The sequence below is a fragment of the Pantoea sp. V106_11 genome (assembly GCF_029967885.1).
Classification (GTDB): Bacteria; Pseudomonadota; Gammaproteobacteria; order Enterobacterales; family Enterobacteriaceae; genus Pantoea; species Pantoea ananatis.
The window spans coordinates 121,718-142,970 of record NZ_JASCAK010000029.1 but is presented as its reverse complement, the minus strand read 5'-3'; the positions used below and the strand labels follow the sequence as shown (position 1 = coordinate 142,970).

At 51.4% G+C, this 21,253-nt stretch carries 20 protein-coding genes and 1 pseudogene; 13 read left to right on the top strand and 8 right to left on the bottom strand.

Annotation, left to right across the window (positions count from 1 at the left end):
• Position 1 precedes the first annotated feature (1 nt).
• The gene (locus tag QLG08_RS12955) at positions 2 to 1,414 is read right to left on the bottom strand and encodes a cytochrome ubiquinol oxidase subunit I (protein ID WP_014594530.1); all 1,413 of its coding nucleotides are present in this window, start codon (positions 1,412 to 1,414) and stop codon (positions 2 to 4) included.
• 784 nt (positions 1,415 to 2,198) lie between these two features.
• Complete coding sequence (locus QLG08_RS12950) at positions 2,199 to 2,582, bottom strand: helix-turn-helix domain-containing protein (protein WP_014594531.1); 384 nt, start codon at positions 2,580 to 2,582, stop codon at positions 2,199 to 2,201.
• Between the two features lie 102 nt (positions 2,583 to 2,684).
• Here QLG08_RS12950 and QLG08_RS12945 point away from each other — a divergent pair, with 102 nt between their 5' ends.
• From QLG08_RS12945 to QLG08_RS12930, 4 genes and pseudogenes are all read left to right on the top strand, one after another.
• On the top strand, positions 2,685 to 3,542 hold the full coding sequence (locus tag QLG08_RS12945) for an SDR family oxidoreductase (RefSeq protein ID WP_029569122.1): 858 nt from the start codon (positions 2,685 to 2,687) through the stop codon (positions 3,540 to 3,542).
• Positions 3,543 to 3,779: 237 nt separating this feature from the next.
• The gene (locus tag QLG08_RS12940) at positions 3,780 to 4,100 is read left to right on the top strand and encodes an antibiotic biosynthesis monooxygenase (protein ID WP_015699568.1); all 321 of its coding nucleotides are present in this window, start codon (positions 3,780 to 3,782) and stop codon (positions 4,098 to 4,100) included.
• Positions 4,093 to 4,486, top strand: a pseudogene (locus QLG08_RS12935) (amino acid-binding protein). The gene QLG08_RS12940 and the pseudogene QLG08_RS12935 overlap by 8 nt, the downstream one beginning before the upstream one ends.
• Positions 4,465 to 5,193, top strand: coding sequence for a winged helix-turn-helix domain-containing protein (locus QLG08_RS12930; RefSeq protein ID WP_238492819.1), 729 nt, complete (start codon positions 4,465 to 4,467; stop codon positions 5,191 to 5,193). The pseudogene QLG08_RS12935 and the gene QLG08_RS12930 overlap by 22 nt, the downstream one beginning before the upstream one ends.
• A 58-nt stretch (positions 5,194 to 5,251) precedes the next feature.
• Here QLG08_RS12930 and QLG08_RS12925 read toward each other — a convergent pair whose 3' ends face one another.
• Entirely contained in the window at positions 5,252 to 5,758 is a 507-nt protein-coding gene (locus tag QLG08_RS12925) for a GNAT family N-acetyltransferase (RefSeq protein WP_078829036.1), read from the bottom strand.
• A 316-nt stretch (positions 5,759 to 6,074) separates the two neighbouring features.
• On the opposite strand from QLG08_RS12925, the gene QLG08_RS12920 reads away from it, so the two are divergent.
• Positions 6,075 to 7,733 (top strand): alpha,alpha-trehalase, encoded by a 1,659-nt coding sequence (locus tag QLG08_RS12920; protein WP_238492853.1) that lies wholly within the window; start codon positions 6,075 to 6,077, stop codon positions 7,731 to 7,733.
• Positions 7,734 to 7,804: 71 nt separating this feature from the next.
• Here the strand turns inward: QLG08_RS12920 and QLG08_RS12915 are convergent, their stop codons facing one another.
• The 5 genes from QLG08_RS12915 to QLG08_RS12895 all read right to left on the bottom strand — a co-directional run bounded on the left by QLG08_RS12915 (position 7,805) and on the right by QLG08_RS12895 (position 12,002).
• The gene (locus tag QLG08_RS12915; protein ID WP_013027125.1) at positions 7,805 to 8,314 is read right to left on the bottom strand and encodes a DUF892 family protein; all 510 of its coding nucleotides are present in this window, start codon (positions 8,312 to 8,314) and stop codon (positions 7,805 to 7,807) included.
• The gene (locus QLG08_RS12910; protein ID WP_210509864.1) at positions 8,311 to 8,808 is read right to left on the bottom strand and encodes a DUF892 family protein; all 498 of its coding nucleotides are present in this window, start codon (positions 8,806 to 8,808) and stop codon (positions 8,311 to 8,313) included. Before QLG08_RS12910 ends, QLG08_RS12915 begins: the two co-directional genes overlap by 4 nt.
• Before the next feature lie 502 nt (positions 8,809 to 9,310).
• A complete protein-coding gene (locus QLG08_RS12905) occupies positions 9,311 to 9,475 on the bottom strand; it encodes a general stress protein (RefSeq protein WP_006118264.1) in 165 nt (54 codons plus the stop codon).
• 613 nt (positions 9,476 to 10,088) lie between these two features.
• Entirely contained in the window at positions 10,089 to 10,907 is an 819-nt protein-coding gene (locus QLG08_RS12900; protein ID WP_014605095.1) for an alpha/beta hydrolase, read from the bottom strand.
• Between the two features lie 135 nt (positions 10,908 to 11,042).
• A complete protein-coding gene (locus tag QLG08_RS12895; protein ID WP_013027128.1) occupies positions 11,043 to 12,002 on the bottom strand; it encodes a sensor domain-containing diguanylate cyclase in 960 nt (319 codons plus the stop codon).
• A gap of 440 nt (positions 12,003 to 12,442) precedes the next feature.
• Here QLG08_RS12895 and QLG08_RS12890 point away from each other — a divergent pair, with 440 nt between their 5' ends.
• From QLG08_RS12890 to QLG08_RS12855, 8 genes are all read left to right on the top strand, one after another.
• The gene (locus QLG08_RS12890; RefSeq protein ID WP_282472966.1) at positions 12,443 to 12,685 is read left to right on the top strand and encodes a hypothetical protein; all 243 of its coding nucleotides are present in this window, start codon (positions 12,443 to 12,445) and stop codon (positions 12,683 to 12,685) included.
• Positions 12,686 to 12,797: 112 nt separating this feature from the next.
• Positions 12,798 to 13,460: a YfdX family protein gene (locus tag QLG08_RS12885; protein ID WP_015699559.1), complete on the top strand. Its 663-nt coding sequence runs from the start codon at positions 12,798 to 12,800 to the stop codon at positions 13,458 to 13,460.
• 417 nt (positions 13,461 to 13,877) lie between these two features.
• Complete coding sequence (locus QLG08_RS12880; protein ID WP_019104781.1) at positions 13,878 to 15,461, top strand: methyl-accepting chemotaxis protein; 1,584 nt, start codon at positions 13,878 to 13,880, stop codon at positions 15,459 to 15,461.
• Between the two features lie 186 nt (positions 15,462 to 15,647).
• On the top strand, positions 15,648 to 16,043 hold the full coding sequence (locus tag QLG08_RS12875) for a thioesterase family protein (protein WP_019104782.1): 396 nt from the start codon (positions 15,648 to 15,650) through the stop codon (positions 16,041 to 16,043).
• Positions 16,044 to 16,338: 295 nt separating this feature from the next.
• The gene (locus QLG08_RS12870) at positions 16,339 to 17,625 is read left to right on the top strand and encodes a PAS domain-containing methyl-accepting chemotaxis protein (protein WP_029569126.1); all 1,287 of its coding nucleotides are present in this window, start codon (positions 16,339 to 16,341) and stop codon (positions 17,623 to 17,625) included.
• A 513-nt stretch (positions 17,626 to 18,138) separates the two neighbouring features.
• A complete protein-coding gene (locus QLG08_RS12865; protein WP_022623142.1) occupies positions 18,139 to 18,414 on the top strand; it encodes a hypothetical protein in 276 nt (91 codons plus the stop codon).
• Between the two features lie 139 nt (positions 18,415 to 18,553).
• A complete protein-coding gene (locus QLG08_RS12860) occupies positions 18,554 to 19,840 on the top strand; it encodes a PAS domain-containing methyl-accepting chemotaxis protein (protein WP_282472965.1) in 1,287 nt (428 codons plus the stop codon).
• A gap of 431 nt (positions 19,841 to 20,271) precedes the next feature.
• Positions 20,272 to 21,045 (top strand): DUF1868 domain-containing protein, encoded by a 774-nt coding sequence (locus tag QLG08_RS12855; protein ID WP_028715782.1) that lies wholly within the window; start codon positions 20,272 to 20,274, stop codon positions 21,043 to 21,045.
• Positions 21,046 to 21,253 lie beyond the last annotated feature (208 nt).

The window sequence follows — 21,253 nt, the reverse complement described above, 5'->3', positions numbered from 1 at the left end:
CTCAACGCTCCTCATTCTTGTGAGTGGCAGCAGAGAGCGGACGTGCTGGCGTTTTAATCTGGCCGGGACCACCCGTTTCAACAATATCGCCTTCGCCCGTGACCGGACCTTGCTTAATCAACCGCATCATATAGTGATAACCCACACCGAATACGGAGGAGTAAACCAGGATAAAGGCGAGCAGGCTGATACTCATGTGCATTTCACCATGCGGTGACACCGCATCAATAGTGCGCTGCACGCCATAAACCACCCAAGGCTGACGGCCAATCTCGGTGGTGAACCACCCCGCTAAAATGGCAATCAGGCCGGAAGGGCCCATCAGCAAGGCAAACCACAGGAAGGGACGTGACTGATACAGGCGACCTTTATAGCGCAACCACAAGCTGACCACGCCCAGCGTAATCATCAGCAGCCCCAGCGCCACCATCACACGGAATGACCAGAAGATGATGGTTGAGTTTGGACGATCTTCCTTCGGGAAGGATTTCAGCGCCGGCACCTGCTTATCCAGGCTGTGCGTCAGGATGAGGCTGCCCAGGTAAGGAATCTCCAGCGCATACTTGGTGCGCTCCTCCTCCATATCCGGCAGCCCAAACAGAATGAGCGGTGTTGCCTCACCCGGCGGATTTTCCCAGTGGCCTTCAATCGCCGCAATTTTTGCCGGCTGGTGCTCAAGGGTATTAAGCCCGTGCGCATCCCCAATCATTGCCTGAACGGGTGCGACAATCAGGGCCATCCACAGCGCCATCGAAAACATCTTACGAATGGCGGGATTGTCGTTGCCTTTAAGTAAATGCCAGGCGGCGGAGGAGCCGACAAAGAAGGCGCTGGCCAGGAAGGCCGCTACAGACATGTGCAGCAGGCGATAAGGGAAAGAGGGGTTAAAGACAATTTTAAACCAGTCTTCCGGCACGACAACGCCGTTCTGAATAAGGTAGCCCTGCGGGGTTTGCATCCAGCTGTTTGACGAGAGGATCCAGAACGTCGAAATCAACGTGCCGAGCGCCACCATGCAGGTCGCAAAGTAGTGCAGGCCCGGACCGACGCGGTTCCAGCCAAATAACATGACGCCCAGAAAACCGGCCTCCAGGAAGAACGCCGTTAAGACTTCATAGGTCAGCAAGGGGCCGGTAATACTGCCCGCGAACTGGGAAAAGCCACTCCAGTTGGTGCCAAACTGATACGCCATCACCAGCCCGGACACCACGCCCATGCCGAAGTTGACAGCAAATATTTTTGACCAGAAATGATAGAGATCGCGATAGGTTTGATTACGCGTTTTGAGCCACATTCCCTCCAGCACAGCCAGAAAACTGGCCAGGCCGATCGTGATGGCTGGAAAGATAATATGGAAGGAAACAGTAAATGCGAACTGGATCCTGGCGAGATGAAAGGCATCTAATCCAAACATTGCTTACCTCTTTGCCACATAGAACACCGTATAGTTACTTATAATTAACAACTTATGTACAAAGAACGTCATTCCATTGCACAGAAAAATTCCATGGCGAATGTAAAACGCTTCGCCTTGGTGAAACAGAGACAATTGGATAAGTAAAAACTATAACAGTATTTTTTGATTTAGATCATTTTTTTGTTGAAAGATCTTTTATTTAAAAAACAACGAGGAAAGGTTAATTACAGCGTAGCTTTGTGACATTATTGTTATTAAATTAGGGGATAAAAAAGTGAGTTCCTGTCCAGACAGGCTTAGCACGAAAAAACGCGCAACCCGCTGTTTTTAGCTGTTATTCAGCACAACTCCGCGCACCTGTCTCGGGCTAAAATGCACATCCCACACTGAAATTATGTGTTTTTTTATATCGTTAGCAGGGGATTTATCTTATCTATCCCTTCTGAGGTTATTTTTCAGATTGGGACATATTTAATGAACTGTAAAAAAGCGTTTATCCACCGCAGGCGGCCTGGATTAGTTTGCTATTTATGTTAAAAAATATCGAACATGTAAATGACCCGGTGTTCATTAACTGGCAGTGCCATTATTTACGGGTGCAGCCTTGTCAAAATAATCGCAGTAGTAAAAATGATGTTAAAAGCTACGGGATATCATCTCCAGGCTGCAGATAAGGCCGACGGTTTATCTCCGCTAAGCGTTGCGCATTCGTTAGCGGGCATCGTCTGGTCAGGGAACGTCGCTTCGCCCCGGCAGGCGCTCGCCCGTCAGGATCAACATGCTATTCAGCGGCAGTGTCCTTTTCGCGGTGAGACAGGATGCGCTCAAGATTCTCTTCTAACCAGTCTGCCAGCCCTACGACCTGCTCCCCGACTTCACGCCCCAGCGGCGTCAGGCGGTATTCCACATGCGGTGGCACGACATCATAGGCTATACGTTGCACAAAGCCGTCCTCTTCCAGATAGCGCAGGCTCTGGGCCAGCATACGTTCACTGACGCCCCCCACCGCGCGACGGAGTTCGCTAAATCGCAGCGTTTTATCTTTAAGCGCGAGCAGGATCAGCACGCTCCAGCGACTGGTGATACGCTTTAACAGGTCGCGTGACGGACAGTTAACATTGAGCAACTCGCCCCGACTAAATTTTTCGCTTAGTTTTTCAGACATTTAACGCTTTCATCCCATGCTAACAATTCTGTAAGTACTTACTAAAAGTTAGTTTATCGCTTAGGCTGCCTTTTACCAACTGTCATCTTAAGGAGTAACCTCATGATCGCTGTTACGGGTGCCACTGGCCAACTGGGCCGTTTAGTCATTAATGCATTAAGCAAAAAAGTTGCGGCAGACAAGATTGTTGCCACCGTACGCACGCCTGTTAAAGCGGCGGATATTGCCGCATTGGGCGTTAACGTGCGTGAGGCGGATTACAATAAACCTGAGACGTTAGCGGACGCCTTTGCAGGGGTCGAAAAATTGCTGCTCATTTCGGGAAGCGAAGTCGGCCAGCGTGAACCTCAACACAGAGCCGTTATTGAGGCCGCCAGGTCCGCAGGTGTGAAATTTATTGCCTATACCAGCCTGCTGCATGCGGATACCTCTCCGCTTTCGCTCGGGATCGAGCACCGCGCAACCGAAGCCATGCTGGCGGCGTCAGGTGTGCCTTATGCCTTGCTGCGCAACGGCTGGTACACGGAAAACTATGCAGCGAGCATCGCACCTGCTCTGGCACATCATGCGTTCATTGGTGCGGCGGGCGAAGGACGGATTTCGTCTGCTGCGCGTCAGGACTATGCCGATGCGGCGGCTGAAGTGATGGTTCGTGACGATCAGGCAGGGAAGGTCTACGAACTGGCAGGCGATCACAGCTACACCCTGGCTGAATTTGCCGCTGAGATTGCCGCGCAAAGCGGTGAGCAGGTTGATTACGTTAACCTGCCGCAGGCAGACTTTGCGGCGGCGCTGAAAGGCGCAGGCTTACCGGCGCCGTTGGCGGACTTACTGGCGGACTCTGATGTCGGCGCGTCTCAGGGCGGTCTGTTCGATGATTCCCGCGCGCTGAGCCAGCTTATTGGTCGTCCAACCACGCCTTACCAGGACGTGATTCGCGCCACGCTGGTACAAGGATAAGATCAGCCGAATCGCAGGCGTTTTGCCCTGCGATCGCGCCGTTGTTTACCGGAGCAGAGTCGCCGGCAGGCAACGGCGGATTTCTCCCCTGTCGGTTTTTACTCTGCCAGGCGCACGTCCCTTCTCTCTTCTCGCCCTGCCCTTCTCCACATGGAGCACGCCATTGTTCGGTACACGCCGAAGCATCGCATTCTGCCGCGCGTAAACTGCCCGCATGCTTACTCATGGAGATCTAAAATGATTGCTGTTCTTTTTGAAGCAGAAGCCTTACCCGCAGCGCAACAACGCTATCTTGCGCTGGCGGCTGAGTTGTCGCCCGGGCTGGCTGAATTACCGGGGTTTATCCAGATTGAAAGGTTCCAGAGCCTGAGCACGCCCGGAAAGATCTTATCGCTCTCCTGGTGGGAAGATGAGAGTGCGGTAAAAAACTGGCGAGAAAACAGAGAACATCAGTCAGCGCAGGAAGAAGGTAAAAGCCATATTTTTTCACATTACCGGATACGCGTTGCTCAGGTGATGCGCGACTATTCAGGGCCAGAGGGACGTCATCATGTTTGATATTCATGTCGTATTCAGCAACACGCCAGGCGCGCTTGCCGCCTTTGGCACGCTTCTCGGCCAGCATGGCATTGGTCTGGAAGGGGGCGGTGTGTTTTCTACGCCCCCAGGAGAGCCATGCCCACTTCCTTGTTGAAGATGGCCCCAAAGCCCAACAGGTATTGTCGCAGGCCGGTTTTGACGTCAGGGACGTTAAAAAGCCACTCATCAGAAAGCTGGCACAGGCGCGGCCGGGGGAGCTGGGCGAAATTGCGCGGATTATTGCGCAAAACGGCATTAATATATGCGTTCAGTACAGCGATCACAGTAACCGCCTCATCCTGCTCACAGATGACGATTTGCGGGCTGGCAACCTGACCCGTCAATGGACATGCGCGACAGAATGAAACTGATCCCTTCCCGCCATCATCAGGATAATCAGCCCTCGCTGGAGATCAGCATGTCTGTGGTCGCCTCGGCGATGGCAGATGCCTCCAGAATGCACATGCTTTGTGCATTGATGGATGGCCGGGCATGGACCGCCACCGAGTTGAGCGTGGTGGCCGATATCGCCCCGTCAACCGCCAGTGGCCATTTGAATAAGCTGCTTGAGACGGGCCTGCTCGTCTGTGTGGTGCAGGGAAGGCATCGTTATTACAGCCTGTCCGGTCGCGAGGTTGCCAGCCTGCTGGAAAATCTGATGGGCGTTTCGGTAAGGCCCGACGCCCCGCTTAAAACCACGACGCCAAACCGTCTGAGGCGAGCCCGAACCTGCTACGATCATCTGGCCGGCGAAATTGCCGTAGCCATCTATGATTTTCTGCAACTGGAAGGCTGGATATGTGAGGACGGCACTGGGCTGACGCCACGTGGCACAGCTAATTTCGCAAATGCAGGGATTGCGCTTGCGCCCCGCTCCCGGCGAAAAGCCTGCTGTCCCTGCCTGGACTGGAGTGAAAGACGCTTCCATGCGGGAGGCGAAGTGGGTGCCGCCTTGTTACGCTTTCTGTTGCAAAAGCACTGGCTGGTTCAGGCGCCGGGATACCGCGAACTGGTTGTGACAGACAGCGGCAAACTGGTCCTTCAGCGCCTCTTCAACATCAGCCTGAGCTGACGCACACTTCACGTCGCCCGTTAGTTCTACGGGTGACGAAGCACGTAAGGCTTATTGCTCAGCGTTCGGGTTCTTTGTCCAGCCGCATCAGCAAGGTATCGTGATAAACGCCGTTGACATAAAGCGCGGCCACATCCATGCCATAGGTCTGAAACCCTGCCGAGCGGTAAAGCCGGACGGCCGCCGTATTGGTGGTGCTCACGGCGAGCTTCAGGCAGCAGCATTCACCGGCTTCGGCTATCGCGGCCGTGAGTAACGCCTTTGCCAGCCCGCTTCCACGCCATTCCGGGCACAGATACATTCCCCAGATCGTGGCGTAATGGCGCTGTTTCAGCGCGGCATTAAAGCGCACACCGACGATGCCGCCCAACCGGCCCCGATCGTCTGCTCCTGCCAGCACGCAGTTTTCACGTAGCCTTGCCGCAAAAAACGCGTCAGGCTGATGACGCTCAGTGTCATAATCTGCGCCAAAGGCAGCGGGATGACGCTTGAGCCCGTCAAGCCTGATAGTCCGAAATGCCGCCATATCCCGGTCAGTGAGACGCTGTAAGGTATAAGGTTTCACGCTAAATTGTCCTTCGCGGTCTTGTTCACGCCATTGTGCTCCATCGTGACATTTTTGTGTATTATCACCTTCACCTGCGTCATAAACATTACCCTCCGGGTAGATTAAAATTTATTTCGTTGTTACCTAAGAGATTCATCTGAAATGCATTTACGGCTAAACCCGCCATATTTAGTTGAATTGACTGTGTTTTATTCAATGCATACGATTAATAGACAATTTTTATTACGTTCATAGACAATCTGCATTGTTGTTCCTGCCTGCGAGAGGTCTATAATTCCTTCTTTGTGCAACCCCGTTCGCTCAGGAGGCCGTTATTAATACTTATCGCCAGCAACTCAATGCATTCGAAGAGAATCGTGCCGGGGCGGAAGTTGAGTATCAATACGATCCCCATGAACTAAAGCTGGACCGCATGCAAGATTCTGAACCCGAGCCGGAGCTGATTGAAGGCTTACCGGCTCCGGATGCGCTGACGCCTGCCGATCGCTACCTTGAGCTGTTCGAAGCCGTCCAGATGTCAGGCATTTTCGAGGACAGTAAAACTTTCCCCGACTGCTCGCCTAAGTACGATCCTCTGGATGTGCTGATGCGCTATCGTCGTCAAAAGCGCAGCAATGAGTTCGACCTGTCGCGTTTTGTTGCTGAGCATTTTTATATGCCGGGCATTAATGAAAGCTTTTACGTCTCGAATCCCGACAAGACGCTCAACGAGCATATTGACGATCTGTGGCCGGTGTTGACCAAAATGCCGCAGCAGCATATGCCGCACTCATCGCTGCTGCCGTTGCCCAAACCCTATGTCGTACCGGGCGGTCGCTTCGGTGAAACCTACTACTGGGACTCTTACTTCACCATGCTTGGTTTGGCGGAGTCGGGCCGCGACGACCTGCTGCGCCATATGGCGGACAACTTCGCGTGGCTGATCGATAACTACGGCCATGTCCCAAACGGCAACCGTACCTATTACCTCAGCCGCTCACAGCCGCCGGTGTTCGCCCTGATGGTTGAGCTGTTCGAAGAAGATGGTGTGCAGGGCTCTCAGCGCTATCTGGAGCAACTGATGAAAGAGTATCAGTTCTGGATGGATGGCGCGGGCTCGCTGATGCCAAACCAGGCTTACCGCCATGTGGTCAGAATGCCTGACGGCTCGCTGCTGAACCGCTACTGGGACGACCGCGATACGCCGCGCGACGAATCCTGGATTGAAGATGTGGAAACGGCGCGTCATTCAAAACGTCCGGCAAGCGAAGTTTACCGCGATCTGCGCGCAGGGGCGGCATCGGGATGGGATTACTCGTCACGCTGGCTGCGTAACCCAAAACGCCTGGCCAGTATTCGCACGACACAATTTATCCCTATCGATCTCAATGCGCTGTTGTACAAGCTTGAGTTGATGATAGCCACGCTCTCGCATGCTAAAGGTGAAGAGCTGACTGCGCTGGCCTGGCAGAAAAAGGCCGAGGCGCGTAAGCGGGCGATTACCCGTTACCTGTGGGACAGCACGGCAGGAGTCTTTCGCGATTATGACTGGCGCCGTGCGCGCTTCGGTGCCTTTACCGCCGCCGCCGTCGTGCCGCTGTTTGTCGGGCTGGCAACGCCCTACCAGGCCCACCTGCAAGCTATCGCCCTGCGCCACCTGCTGCTCAGCAACGGCGGCCTGCTGACCTCAATGGTGGAAAGCGGTGAACAGTGGGATAAACCGAACGGTTGGGCGCCCATGCAGTGGATGGCCGTTGTGGGCTTAAACAACTACGGGGAAGAGTCGCTGGCGAACGAGATTGCCGTTAACTGGCTGACCACGGTGAACAATTTCTACCAGCTCCACCATAAGCTGGTAGAAAAGTACGATATCAGCGGCGATCGTGCCCGCCCGGGCGGCGGTGGCGAATATCCGTTACAGGACGGCTTCGGCTGGACAAACGGCGTAACGCGTCGCCTGATGGCGATGTACGGTCATTTAATGGCTGACTAACCGCCGCAGAAGCACGTAAAAAAGCCGGGAACATTTCCCGGCTTTTTACCGCCTGCGGCACCGCAAACGCATTATTTCTTCGCTTCAACGCCCGGCTGCGCGGAGCGCTGCAGGAACTGTTGCGTCACCTCAGGCAGATGCTGGAACAGCCATTCAGCCATCGCAATCTCCTGATTGCGAATTTCGCTCAGCACTCTGACACCTTCACTGTCACCGACCTGTTCTGCTGCCGCAATCAGGCTGGTATAGCTGGCGATCTCTGCGTTCTCGAACACATAGCCGCTCATTGCCCCTTTCACGACTTCATCAGAGGTAAACATACCGCCGATCGCCTGCCCCATTGCCGCCATTTTTCCCATCACGTCTTTCATGATGGAGTGGTCAATGCCGTGACGATCCAGCAGTTGCTCAAGCAGCTGAAGCTGATGTTTGGTTTCTTCCAGATGCTGTGCCAGGCGTTGTTCCAGTGCCGGGTAGTGCTCAAGGCGGCCCGACATTTTGCTCAGCATGCTCTCGGCCTGCTTCTCCATGGCATGCGCATCGCGTAGCCAGTCATGATAGTTTTCAATCGCCGTGGTCATTTTGCTGCTCCTTCAACCGTGCTGATCGCCTGAGCAAGAGTGGTGAGTTTTACATCGGTTTGTTTTTCTTCCTCAAGCGTCAGTGCCAGCAGCTTCGCCGCTTTGGTGTAGCCTAGCTTGAGTGCCAGCGCCTGCAGGGTACCGTAGGTCGCGATTTCATAATGCTCAACTTTTTGCGCCGCTCCGATCAATCCCTGATCGCGTACCTCTCCCTTTTCTACCGACTCGATAATTTCCTGTGCTTCTTCCGCCAGCCCTTCCAGCGCATGACATTTCATACGTTTAATTTTTATCTCGGGCGTGGCCTCAACTAATTCATCCAGACGCTCAATTTGCCCGCGTGTCTCTTCAAGGTGCTGATTAAACGCAGCAACCAGGTTTTCATCACTGGCAGCGCGCGCCATTTTTGGCAGAGCCCGGGCAATCTGTTTTTCTGCACTGTAAACATCTGACAGGTCGTGGATGAAAAGATCATTTAACGTTTTAACAGTCATGAAAAGAGCCTCATTAATTAAACAGCAGCACCGAGGTTTCAGCGCCGCTTCAGTCAATCGCACTTTATATAACCTTAGTGGAGTTGGCGGGAATAGTGTTTAACTTTGCAAAACCTGACAACATAAGTGGCATTAAAAATGCATTTTTTTCTTTCATTACCAGTGATTTATCTTTTTTAATTTAAATTTATTAAAAATGAGGATCTGTTTAAATTCAGCCAAATCTGTACGAATATTCCCATTCGCGTACAACTTAGCACCCAAGGAAAATAATGCCCATTCCGCCCATTGGATTGAGGTTCCATTTTTTATATTTATTTTTTGATGTCAGCGGAGCGCTGAAAAAGACACCGGAAAGGGGGCGTTCTTTCCGGTAAGATTCTTGCGACCTCACACCAGAGCGTGTTTTCACAACAGGTCAGACGGGAAGACAGAAGCGTACTGAACGTATTTCCCTTTTTTAAACCGCCAAAGATAATAGCAAGTCATTGTAAGTAAATGATTAACTACGACGGCTTACTTTACCTCCTTTGCGGCCTGCTTCGATCGCTCGCTGCGGGTCATTCTTAAAGTTCCCACCGCTGTTCTGCCCGCCTTTACGCCCGGCCTCTGCCGCGCGCTCTTTATCTGCGGCGAAATTACCCGCGCCACCACGATATTGCGTCATTCTGTATTCTCCTCAAATTTCATTATTCAACTGGCACAGTTAAAGCTGCATTACCTTAAAGGCTACAGAATTAAATGTAGCCATAAAAATCACCTTATCAAGCATAAACGCTGAGCGCTGGCGTGGGTTGCCAGACAAAACCATTTTGCGGCTCATCCCTTTAATTCTTTAGTAACGAAACTATCTAAACAAGAAACTTAACGAGAATGGCGATCATGTCAGCCCTGTGACAGCCACTCTTCCCGCCCCCTATTAATCGATCGATTCATTAAAAAGTCCACCCCGTTTTTCTTTATAAGCGAAGCGGTAAATCGGATCAGCATCACGGAACGTCGTCAATATGATCAATAAATGTTCTTTTTAACCACGCCTGATAAAGCAAATTCAACAACATCACACTTCCATCATCTAAAAATAAGCGAAGCGGTAAATTCGTTAATTATCGATGTTTCTGTTAAAAGCAGATCATTAAATAATCAAAAAAGCATCAATTAGTAAAACGGTCATGAAAAATAAAAGAGAAGAAGGTAAAAAAGGTTTTTTAAATAAGCGAAGCGTTGAGGAATAAAAAAAAACGCCCTGACGGGCGTTGCTTTCAGATTATTCTGTTCCGTTACTGTTGTAAAAACGTCAGTAAATCCTGATTGAGTTGGTCCTGATGCGTGACGGCAAAACCATGTGGGCCATTGTCATAGATCTTAAGTTCCGAACCCGGTATCAGCGCATGTGCCAGCTTGCCCGTGGCTTCAAAAGGCACTATCTGGTCATGACTGCCGTGAATAATTAAGGCTGGCACATCCACTTTCCCCAGATCTGCGCGGAAATCTGTTTCGGCAAACGCGGTAACACAGTCCAGCGTTGCTTTAAGCGATGCCAGTAAAGCGATGTTTAAGGTCTGCGTGAGCACGCCTTCTGAAACCTGCTGACCGGCATTGGTGCCATAAAACGGCGCAGCAAACTCGTTGATAAACTGCGCACGATCTTTCAACAATCCCTGTTTAATGCCGTCAAAGACCGATTTCTCGACACCTTCGGGATGATCGTCAGTCTGGCCGAAAATCGGCGTTACCGCCCCCAGCAGCACCAGCTTTTTAACCTTATCTGTCCCGTATTTGCCGATGTAGCGTGACACATCCCCGCCGCCCATTGAGAAGCCAATCAGGGTCACGTCTCTGAGTTGCAGATGTTCAATCAGGCAATGAATGTCGTCAGCAAAGGTGTCGTAATCGTAACCGTCCCAGGGCTGATCGGAACGCCCAAAGCCACGTCGGTCAAAGGCGATGGCGCGGTAGCCGCGTTCTGCAAGAAAATTGAGCTGACTGTCCCACATGTCCGCATCCAACGGCCAGCCATGACTAAACAATACTGGCTGACCTTTACCCCAGTCTTTGTAATAGAGATTATATCCATCTTTGCTTTTAAACAGACTCATGCGTGCCTCGCTCCAGGTGGAAGTCATTACGCCTCAGGCCTCCGCCGCTCATGTTGCCGCGACAGCGCTGGCAGAATGGTGATACCACATAAGCCTGGCAGAGGGCGAAAAATGTTCCAGTCGCGGGAAGCGTCCTTATAAGCCTTCCCCGTGTGACAGGGCGACGCCACATTTGCCATTTTTTTTGATGCTGTACATGGCCTCATCGGCCCGGGCGAGCGCGCTGTCAAAGTTCTCGGGGCTGTTAACCTGAACCACACCAATCGAAGCGCCAATGGACGCTGTACCGTTAGCCAGTTCGAAGGGCTGCAGGGCAGCTTCAAGACAGGCTTGTGTGAGTTTATCTGTGAGCGGATGGGACAAGGCGAAAGGGATCAACAAAACAAATTCATCTCCGCCCAGTCGGCCAATAATGACATTAGACGGACAGGCGGCGATAAAGCGCTGGCTGAGCTGAATCAGAACGTCGTCGCCGCTGCGATGCCCCAGCGTATCGTTGACGTGTTTGAAATTATCTAAATCAATAAAGGCAATGCAAAACACGGCTTCCGTTTTCATATCGCGAAAATGGGTGAGTAATGCATGGCGGTTAGTTAACTGCGTAAGAGGATCATGCATCGCCAGTGTCGCCAGCTGCTCTTCGTACTGTTTCTCTTTGGTCATATCAATATGGGTGCCCGTTACTTTGGAGGGCCTTCCCTGCTCGTCCCATTCGCTGACCCGACCGCGATCCAGTACCCAGGTGATCTTGCCCGTTTTGCCCACCATGCGGTGCAACGCCTCATAGAAAGGTGCCTTTCCGTTAATATGATCGTAGAAAGCCTTCAATACGTCGCTGGCATCGTCCGGATGCAGGCAGGATTTCCATACGTCGAAATGCGCACCAACTTCTTTGGGCTGAAAACCCAGCATCGATCCCCAGCGTCGGTTAAAAATGACCAGTTTGCCGCTGGGAATATCCAGCTGCCACAAGCACAGTCCTGTTCCGTCCAGTGCGGCGCTTAATTTATTACGGGCATCGTGCGCAATACGCTTTAATCGCGCATTGTGCTTTTTTAAATTCGCGATTTGCTGCCGCAGAGCTTCTTCAGACATAGCGATTACTGGAAAGGGAAATGACTATTTTGCCAGTGCCAGAGGTTGTGTAAAGCAGCCTACTCAAAAGAAGACGAGACGCGGATAAAATCCACACACACAGGATTTCCCACGCTTAACGGCCACCGGGCCAGCACACGACAAAATCTTAAGGGGAAAAAGACAGTGTGTTTCCTCTGTCGTTACCCGCCTTATTTTCCCGTTAACAGGATGATGAAAATTCAACCTGATGTCAGCCTGTACGTTTTCTTCTATAGAAAACTCAGGTTTCTTAAAGAACGGAGGACCTGTTACAAACTCATTCATCTAACTCAATGACTTTTAATGAAAAATAAAGATGAAAAATGTAACGATGACATTTTTCTGCAAACTCATAATCACACTTAAATATCTTTCGGGTGTTAATTAAAGACGTCAGCACGACATCAAGGAGATAAATTATGGCCCGGTTAATGACCCTTTCTTTTCACGGCAGCCAGTGTGAAAACCCGTCACAGCAGGATGTACACCTTACCGAAGCATGCTTTTCAGGCGATATGTTTTTTACCCAACTGCGCAGCAGCAACTGCCCTGTAAAAGATTACGCCTCAGACAGCGCCGCTCCCGATCGTTTCTGTGTCAGTAATGCTGTTCTGGATAATCATTTCCACAATAGCAAAACCCAGACCGCGATATTCATCTGACAATCACTGTCTATGATTTTCCCGGAAAGATTTATTACCCGTAATAAGGCACGCTTTATGTAATTAATGACGTTAGCACCTTTCGGATGCATACATACAGAGGATTAATATCATGAAAAAGATGATTGTTAGCTCAATGATTGTAGCCGTATTAGTGTTTACTGGCGGAGCCGCTGCCGCTGAATCTTTTAAAGACAGCCACACGTTAAATAACGAAGTCGTATCCGCGCAGGCGGCCCAGGCGATGAATGATATTCAGCTTTCTCGCAACGCGTTATTTAACGGTCAGACGCAACAGGCAAAAGCGCTGGCCACCCAGGCAGAAACCTACCTGAAAGATAATAGCGTGGACTGGACCAAATATATTCGCTACGACAAGAAAGCTCCTATGAATGGCGATAACTATATTCGTATCGGTTCTGACGTCTCCGTTTCAGAAGATTATCAGTTTTCGAAACAGAAAAATGATGCTATCGATCAGGCCAACCAGCATATCAAAGCGGGTGATAAACAGGGCGCGCTTGATGCGCTGAAACTGGCAGGCGTTGCCGTTACCGAAACGCAGGAACTGATGCCGTTGCAGCAGACTGAAAACGATGTTTCCAGCGCACTCGCCATGATGAAACAGGACAAATACTATCAGGCAGGTATGTTGCTGAAATCCGCTGAAGAAGGGGTAATTTATGATACTCAAACCTATTCTGAGCTTCCTGTGAGCCCAACGATGCACCACACCCAAACGGGCGCTCATGCGCAGACAGGGAATAAAGGCTAATCATCGCAGTTAATAAAAACGACGTTATTTAACTGCTCTGTCGCTTTCATTATTTCGAATGAAAGCGACATTTTTTATACATATCCATTAGCAACTTTCTCCATGTTTTTTTCTGCATTAGCGTTTTGAATCCCTTCACCTCCGCAAAGCGAAATTGCTTTCTCTTTATTAAGCTGTTTTGTCACGTGCTTATGGAACGGCTAAAAGTCACGTGACTGCTCGTAACATACGGTTATGTTATCCCCACGGCATCGTATCCTTTCTATAGATAACCCAGGTAATTATCTGCGGCTAACCTTAAGGACAGGTTTTATAAAAAAAGGAGGTGCGGTTATAAACTGCCACTCTTCTTTGCCGATAAACGAAATGTAATGGCTTTTATCACAAAAATAATAAGATCACTTATCGGGGAAAAACATGAAAATCACAACCGGCCGTAAAATCGCCTTCGCGTTCGGCATCATCGTTATTGTTTCGCTGATTGGCAGCAGCTTGTCGATCGCCAATTTTCTTAAACTGCGTCAGGCCAACACCTGGAACATCCACAGTTATCAGGTCATGAGCGTCAGCGACAGTATGCTGACCGATATGGTGAATATGGAGACGGGCGTGCGTGGGTTTGTTGTTTCAGGCAATGACAATTTCCTGGCACCGTTTAACGCTGGTAAAACCGCTTTCGATCAGAAGTACAATCAGCTTCGCAGCATGACGGCGGATAATGCCGAGCAGCAGCAAAGGCTGACCTCGCTGCTTGAACTGCATAACAGTGTTCAGGCTGTGGACGATCAACTGATCGCCTTGCGCCGGGATGTAAACAGCGGCAAACAACCGCTGGAAACGCTGACGCATTTCTTTCAGGAGGGCCGTGATAAGGCATTTATGGATCGCTATCGCGCCCTTGCCGCTGAATTCAACAATGCGGAAGCCACGCTGTTAACTAAACGCTCTGAAGAGGTGAACAGCCTGGCCTTTGCCACCAAAATGACGCTGAGCCTGGCCGGTATTATTACGATTCTGCTTTCGATTATTCTGGGTACGATTATTACGCGCAGCATTATCCGCGCACTGGGCGGCGAGCCAAAAGCGGCGGCCGATATTGCCGGAATGATTGCGCAGGGTAACCTGACCGTGGACATTGCTGTTCCGCTTAAAGGCCAGGGCAGCCTGATGGCGTCGCTTGAAGCCATGCGTCAGCAGTTGGTCACCATCGTCAGCGGCATTCAGTCGTCTGCGGAGCTGATCAACAATTCAGCCAACGAAATCGCGCAGGGCAATATCGATCTGGCTCAGCGCACAGAAGAGCAGGCTGCCGCGCTTGAACAAACGGCTGCCAGCATGGAAGAACTTACCGCCACCGTTCGTCAGAATACTGACAACGCACGTCACGCGAATACTCAGGCCGACACTACATCACATGTGGCGATTCAGGGCGGGGATGTCGTGAAGCAGGTGGTGGAAACCATGCGCTCTATTTCAGAAAGCTCGGGCAAAGTTGCCGAAATCATTTCAGTCATTGAAGGCATTGCATTCCAGACCAATATCCTGGCACTTAACGCCGCCGTTGAAGCCGCAAGAGCGGGCGAAGGTGGACGCGGATTTGCGGTCGTCGCCGGTGAGGTGCGTTCGTTGGCCTTACGCAGTTCAACCGCGGCCAAAGAGATCAAAGATTTGATCACACAGTCGGTCGAGCATGTGGCGAAAGGCTCAGGCCTGGCAAGAGAAGCCGGTAATACGATGGAGGAGATCGTGAAATCGGTGCAGGGCGTAACGACCATTATGGGCGAAATAACCATCGCATCGGACGAGCAGAGCAATGGTATCGGTCAGGTCAGCATTGCCGTTAGCCAGATGGATCAGGTTACCCAGCAGAACGCCGCGCTCGTTCAGCAGGTTTCCTCCGCCGCGCAGGGCATGCTGGAACAAACCGTAATGCTGCGCAACGCAGTGTCTATTTTCCGCACCGAAAGAAGCGGCACTCTCGCGACGCCGGCTTTCCGATAACTGACGCGCTTTTCTTCCGATAACCGCGTTTTATCGCCTCACCCGGGCCAGCGCCTCGCTGGCCCGGCCATGTTACAGCATGATATATCACCGTACGCGGTCCCCGCGCATCCCCAATAAAAAGCATTTCACAAAGCGCCAATGATCACTAAAGTGAGCATAACCTCACTCACTACTGGCGCTATTATGTTTACGAAAACGTATCAGGTTGACGAAAAGCACATCGATTTTCAGGGCGTGGTGGACGGACTCTACTATCCGTTTTATATGGAATGGACACGTCACGCTTTTATGAAAGAGCACCTTGGTGTCGATCTCGAAGAAGAGTTTACCGCGGGTCGTATTCATATGCTGCTGGAGTACACCCTGCGCTTCAAAAAGAGCCTGAAGAAAGGTGATGAGATGCAGGTGACCTGTACACTGGCGGCCAATGAAAAACGCAACCGCGTTAACTTCATCCAACAAATTCTGGTGAATAATGTCGTTTATGCCGAGGCGGTTTTCACCGGCACCTGTCTGGAAAACGGTCGCCCTGCCATCCCTGAATTTTTGCGCAGTGCAATACCGGATAACCCGTCATAACGCGGCTTCAGGCCGCTTCATTGCAGCACCATCCGCTCCCCGACACTGACAGTGTTGAGAGCGAAACCTACGCTGAAGGGCATGCGCATTGTTGACGTCACCGCATGCCCTTTGTGAATAGCGTGATGCACCTCACCAGACTTTAATTGTGTCCGTAATGTGACCTAAATATGACACGCGCGATGCCGATAACGTTAGTGGACCCGAGCCGATCGACCTCCCTGTAAACAGGTCGCTGTCTCTCCACTACGTGGTCAACTCTTTGACCTTTTTACGGCTATAAATGGAGAGTGCTATGTTTTCCTTTACGCGTTTTAAACCGGGCAAAACCCCGCTGAATATCTCCGACGATCGGAGTAACGTACAGGCGATCAAAGCCTGTAGCGGCTGGATTGAATTTACGCCCGAGGGCATCATTCTTACGGCCAACCCGGTCTTCCTGGCGGTCACGGGCTACCAGCTCAGTGAAATTACCGGCCAGCATCATCGTATGTTCTGTAAGCCAGACTTTGTGCGCTCTCGTGAATATGCCGAATTCTGGGCAACCCTGGCATCAGGCCAGTCTTTCAGCGGCATCTTTGAACGCTACAGAAAAAATAAAAGTCTGCTCTACTTAAGCGCCAACTATTTCCCCGTGAAAGACAAACACGGCACCGTGAAGAAAATCATCAAAATCGCCAATGACATCACTGACCGGCACGAAGAGCTGACGCATAAAGAAGCGATTATTACTGCGTTGAACAACTCCATGGCGATGATCGAATTTACCCCGCAGGGCGAGATCCTCAACGCCAATAAAAACTTTCTGACGCTGATGGAATACGATCTTGCGGCGATTCAGGGTAAACACCACCGTATATTCTGTTTTGATACCTTTTACAAAGAAAACCCTGATTTTTGGCAGAAAATTCAACATGGACGCGCGTTCACCGGGCGTTTTGAAAGGGTAACGGCATCAGGAAAACGTGTCTGGCTTGAGGCCAACTACAACCCGGTTAAAGATGCTGCGGGGCACATTTATAAAGTGATTAAGCTGGCTTCGGATATCACCCAACGTGTCGTCACGGCGCAGGAGGTTGCGGATATTGCCATGAATACCTCTGAAAAAACGTCGCATCTCACCGCGAATACCAATGAGGTTCTGAGCCAAACGGTGCGAAATGCAGAATCCATGGCCTCTCAGGTAACAGCCGCTGCGGAGATCAGTGACAAACTGAATTATTCGGCCAAAGACATCAAAGAGATTGTCTCCACGATTCACAACATTGCCGGACAAACCAATATTCTGGCGCTGAACGCCGCCATTGAGGCCGCACGCGCGGGCGAAGCGGGACGTGGGTTTGCGGTAGTCGCGGAAGAAGTCAGACGTCTTGCCGCCTCCACCTCTCAGGCAACGCAGAAAATCAGTAAGGTAGTTGAAGAAAATGCCAGTCTTATCGGCGACATGCATCAGCAGCTTGATGGCATCAACAGTTTTCTCACGACGGAAAACGACAAGATGATTCATCTCTCAGACAGTATTCAGGAAATTTTCAGCGGTGTGAACGAATGCGTTACGGTGATTCATCGACTGAATGTGTGACGGCACAGGCGATGTTGCAGGCAGACATTGGCGACACCGCCTGAGATGTCATCGCCACGGCAGCGCCCCACCCGCTGGCGCGTGATTGTTTGGCTCGTCAGTCCCTGCCACTACCCGCCCTCTACGCGCCAGTATTTTATTCTCGTCGCCTGCGCCTCAGCCCGGCAGAGGCCCACCCGCTGGCGCGTGATTGTTTGGCTCGTCAGCCCCTGCCACTATCCGCCCTCTACGCGCCAGTATTTTAATCTCGCCGCCTGCATGTCAGCCCGGCAGAGGCCGGTACTGGGGATTGCGCTATCGCCGGTATCTTTTGCTGTCCGTCTGAGAAAGGGGAGCGGACGCTATCACCTTGCGCTGCGCTCCTCAGGTATTTCGTTGTCTTACGCAGAGCGCCTTCGCTTAAGCCGATGATAAAAACGCAGCTGGGTTGCCCGAAGTGAAATCAGTCCAGTTGAACGAACGCCTGTCAATCGAATCATCCCCCGATTCATTTGGATAACAAAAACGTCCCCAATGTTTTTTGTCATCATTCAACAAGTTATGATTAACAATTCCACCGGTGTGCTGGCAATTTTTAATGGCTTCCGTCCTGAAACAGGCCGTCCGCTGCCCCTGGCGTTTTTTCAGTCGGAACAGCAAACATGGCGAGGGAACCCGCTAAATTACTGCTGCTCGCGTATTTTACGCCACCTTCTCATCTTCGGGCTGCACTCCCGGCAAGAAAGTCCGCGTGCTTATACCGCACTGGATCGCTTTGCCTGCCATTGTGATAAACATCACTTTTTTTAATCTATTTCTAAATATGAATCCATCAGTGCCGATAATCTAAGACGACCCGCGCCGGACGCTTTACTTTTCACAGGCAGCAAACTCCCCGACACAGGCCCAAATCGTTTGTCCCTTTTATCTGAAAAAGATGGAGAGCGTTATGTTTGCCCTGACACGTTTTATGCCCGGTAGCGCTTCATGGGGGTCCGCAGATGACCAGACCAACACGCAGGCGATCAAAGCCAACATTGGCTGGATTGAATTTACGCCTGACGGCAGCATCATTACGGCAAACGAGCCTTTTCTTGAACTGACGGGTTACACGCTCAACGAGATTGCGGGTCAGCACCATCGCCTGTTCTGCGATGATAACGTCGTGCGCTCCAGCGACTACGCGCATTTCTGGCAAACCCTGGGCGCCGGTCACTCCTTTAGCGGCATTTTTGAGCGCTTTCGCAAAAATCACAGCCGGCTGTATTTAAGCGCGACGTATTTCCCTGTGAAGGATCGTCACGGCGCGGTAAAAAAAGTCATCAAAATCGCCAACGACATTACTAACAAACATGAAGCGTTGAAGCATAAAGAAGCCATTATCACCGCCCTAAATAACTCTATGGCCATGATCGAGTTCACCCCGCAGGGCGAGGTTGTTGATGCCAATAACAATTTTCTGAAATTAATGGGCTACCCGCTTGATGGCCTCAAGGGCAAACATCATCGTATGTTTTGCTATGATGAATTTTATAAAGAGCACCCTGATTTTTGGCAAAAGATCCAGCAAGGCCGGGCTTTTACTGGACGTTTTGAGCGGGTCACCGCCTCAGGCAAACGCGTCTGGCTGGAAGCCAGTTACAACCCTATAAAAGATGATGCTGAGCACGTTTATAAGGTCATCAAACTGGCATCTGATATTACCGAACGTGTCGAGAATGCTAAACAGGTTGCTGACATTGCCGTCACAACGTCGGAAGAGACGTCTCAGATCACCTTTAATGCGAATGATGTACTGGGTGAAACCATCCGTAATGCGGAATCGATGTCGTCACAGGTCAGTGCGGCAGCAGAAATTGGCGATAAGCTCAATCATTCTTCGATGGATATTAAAGAAATCGTCTCGACGATCAACGCCATCGCCGGGCAAACCAATATTCTGGCGTTAAACGCCGCGATTGAGGCGGCACGTGCAGGCGAAGCGGGGCGTGGATTTGCCGTGGTGGCCGAGGAGGTCCGGCGACTGGCGGCCTCGACATCGCAGGCGACGCTTAAAATCACCAGAGTGGTGGAAGAAAATACCACCCTTATTGAAAACATGACCCAGCAACTTGAAGAAATTAAACGCTTTCTTACCGCCGAGAATGACAAAATCAGCAACCTCTCGCGCAGTTTTCAGGAGATTAATCGTGGGGTGAATGAATTCGTGACGGTTATTCATCGGCTCAATGTATAGACGTGGGAAAGTCATGCCAGCGCTGAATACGCTGGCTTCTTCTTGCCCTGGCTAACAGGACAAATACGATCCACTGCGCCCCGCCGATTAGGTTGCGTCCCGCAGGCTGAATGCACCCAACCCGGCCGAGAACGCCGGCGCGCGGTTCCTCTTCTGGACTTTACACTCTCCCTTCATCTTTTAGTCACAGACATTCGCCAGGATGGCCGATTGAGATGCGCGTCCCCTTGATTAACCAGCACGATGATGCCGGGATCTGTGCTCCCGCGCAGGTGTGTTATCGCCCCCTCATCATTGCATCAGGCTTCTGCTGGCCTGTGACATCCCGGCCAGACAGAGAAGACGTCCTCTCTTCATGCCCGTGCAAGATCGCACAGGCGAGGAACCCATTAATGATTTTGCCGGAATCTGCTCAATACTGAGGTAGGACGATGACAACACGGAGAATGCTGTTGAAAGGTACGATTGCCACTCTGGGCGGCATGGCCGCCGCCCGCGCTATTGGTGCGGAACACCGCCCTAACGACGTGGGCCGTAAGTTTGCCGCGGACGGCCGGGTTGTGCCGTTTAGGGGAAACACGATTATTTGCCATCTGCCGCAGCAAGGTGAAGGCTCGGAACCCTTCGATGCCCTGCTTGATGTCTATCGTGAGTTACCCGGTGAAAGCTGGTCACGAAAGGTCACCGCGCTGCCTCCCTCCAGTTATCATATGACCGTTTTCGGCGGTGCCAACGACAAGGAAAGACGCTATCCCCTGTGGCCTGCTGGGTTGGCTCTTGATATGCCTATGGAAGAGTGCGATCGGATCCTGGCTGAGCGCCTGCGGTCGTTTAAGCTGGGTGAAGATGCCGCGCCATACCGCATGCGCGTTAATCCGGAGGCGCCCTCTGCGCATGAAACCCCGTTAACGCTGCGCCTGTTAACGGCCGATGCCGATACGGAGAAGCGCTTGCGCCAGTTGCGCGATCGCCTGTCTGAAGTCACCGGCATTCACGAGCCGGGCCACGATCGTTACCAGTTTCATATTACGCTGGGATATCAGGTTGCGCCGTTAACCGACGACGAGGATGCCGCCTGGCGACATTCACTGGCAAACTGGAAAACCATGATTGCTCAACGCGCGCCGGTTATCACGCTCGGCAATCCCGAGTACTGCCTGCTGAATGATATGTTTGCTTTTAAGCGCCAGTTTTATCTGTCGTGAATCTGCCCTGCGGGAAATGCGCGAGGCCCTTTCTTCGCGCTTCCCTTATACATCCTGGTTTCCCGAAAAAAGCCTTCCTTATCCATCGTCGCTGAATCGTTTACAGATTTTTGACTACTGCCGATAAAAAGATGACTTAACACCATTAAAAAGCATTTTAAATGTGAGCAACATCCCACTAACACGCTTAATCCTTCCTCATTTTCCA